The organism is Pseudomonas sp. 2822-15 (assembly GCF_002742515.1).
Taxonomy (GTDB): domain Bacteria; phylum Pseudomonadota; class Gammaproteobacteria; order Pseudomonadales; family Pseudomonadaceae; genus Aquipseudomonas; species Aquipseudomonas salomonii.
The window spans coordinates 1-306 of record NZ_LJRY01000263.1 but is presented as its reverse complement, the minus strand read 5'-3'; the positions used below and the strand labels follow the sequence as shown (position 1 = coordinate 306).

Here is a 306-nt window from a genome sequence, read left to right as displayed (position 1 = left end):
ATATTTCACCTGATCGTCGATCAGAGACAATTGAAAATTACTTTAAACAGTGCGATACAGGTAATGTAAGAATTGTAGTGATGGATTTATCTAAAGCATTCAAAGAAGCTGTTCGTAGACAACTAGGAGATCCGATTATAATAGCTGACCGATATCACTTTATCCGTCAGGTTTATTGGGCTTTTGACAGAGTGCGTAGAGAAGTGCAACACGAGCTATATAGTGAGCAACGAATTCGTTTAAAGCGTAATAAAGAAATTCTCTGGAAGTCTCCATTTAACCTGAATGAAGAGGGACGTGAAAGAG

General features: G+C 37.9%; 1 protein-coding gene. It reads left to right on the top strand.

Going from position 1 to position 306, the window contains the following annotated elements; genetic code table 11:
- Positions 1-2: 2 nt before the first annotated feature.
- Positions 3-306 (top strand): transposase (locus AOA59_RS27095; protein ID WP_371919094.1); only part of this gene is annotated, 304 nt, incomplete at its 3' end.